We start from the raw sequence: 1,286 nt of genomic DNA, 5'->3' as shown, positions 1-1,286 counted from the left end.
ACACTCTCCAAGCTCAGGAAATAGCGTTTCTCATACTCTACTGGAGACAGCTGCATAGCACTGCTGTGTCGACGCTTAGGGTTATAGAACATCTCGATGTAATCGAAAATATCACTTCGGGCTTCGTCACGCGTTGCGTAGATCTTTCGTCGGATTCGCTCCCGCTTCAAAAGCTGGAAAAAGCTCTCCGCTACGGCATTGTCGTGGCAGTTTCCCCGTCGGCTCATGCTGCTGATCACATTATTGGCCTTCAGGAAGCTTTGCCAATCTGAGCTACTGAACTGACTGCCTTGGTCTGAGTGAATCATCACTTGCTGCTGTGGCTTGCGTCGCCACACGGCCATCAGCATGGCGTCGATGGCCAGGTCGCTGCTCATTCTGGGCTTCATTGACCAACCAATGACTTGGCGGGAGAACAGATCCAGCACTACCGCCAGGTACAGCCACCCTTCATAGGTGCGGATGTAGGTGATATCGGTCACCCAGACTTTATTCGGCTCACTGACCTTGAACTGCCGGGCCAGATGGTTGGGGGATGCCACTGTTGGTTTTCCGCCATAAAACCCAGTACGACGGCGATAGCCCGTTTGCGAACGCAGCCCCTCTGCCTGCATCAAGCGACCGACTCGATTTCGCCCACAGATCTCTCCTAGCTCTCGCAGGTCATCGTGAATCTTGCGATAGCCATACACGCCGCCGCTTTCTAACCAGGCCTGCTTGATCAAGCCAAGCAGGCGCTGATCTTCTTTGGCTCGGGCAGATTGAGGTTCGGCCAACCAAGCGTAGTAGCCGCTGGGATGCACCTTGAGGGTTTGGCAAAGGCGCCGCACCGGGTAATGCGTCGAGTGCTTTTTGATGAAGGCGTACTTCAGTTGCACTCCTTGGCAAAGTACGCGGCGGCCTTTTTTAAGATGTCTCGCTCTTCAGTCACGCGCTTGAGTTCTGCGCGAAGCTTGCGCAGTTCGGCTTGCTGCTCATCGTCTTGCTGACGCTGCTCTTGGGGTTTGCTGTAGAGCTTGATCCAGGCGTAGAGGCTGTGAACAGACATGCCCAGGCGCTGGGCAACATCGGCGACAGGATTGCCTTTCTCGGTCACTTGCTTGACCGCTTCGATCTTGAATTCTTCGGGGTAACGCTGACGACTCATGGCACCTCCTATTTGGGCCTCATTATGAGGCTTGGAGGTGTCTACGAAACCAGGGGCGATTCAAGCTGACTCATATTCTCATTGCGATTTTTATGAAACCCCTGGCAAAAATGTTTCAGAATCCTGCAGCCGTACCAAC

The 1,286-nt window shown here is 53.9% G+C and carries 1 protein-coding gene; it reads right to left on the bottom strand.

Features of this window, described 5'->3' with window-relative positions; all coding sequences use genetic code 11:
• Nucleotides 1–1,147, bottom strand: a protein-coding gene (locus DB891_RS17415) for an IS3 family transposase (RefSeq protein ID WP_085983004.1) whose coding sequence is annotated in 2 segments (ribosomal slippage) — nucleotides 1–913 and nucleotides 913–1,147 — 1,148 coding nt annotated over the 2 segments. Because the reading frame shifts where the segments join, the coding sequence is not laid out codon by codon here. This gene is flagged as partial in the annotation.
• Nucleotides 1,148–1,286 lie beyond the last annotated feature (139 nt).

The organism is Flavobacterium laiguense (genome assembly GCF_003097655.1).
Classification (GTDB): Bacteria; Bacteroidota; Bacteroidia; order Flavobacteriales; family Flavobacteriaceae; genus Flavobacterium; species Flavobacterium laiguense.
Note: the sequence above shows the minus strand (reverse complement) of the source record. Positions and strands in the feature narration are given on the sequence as shown.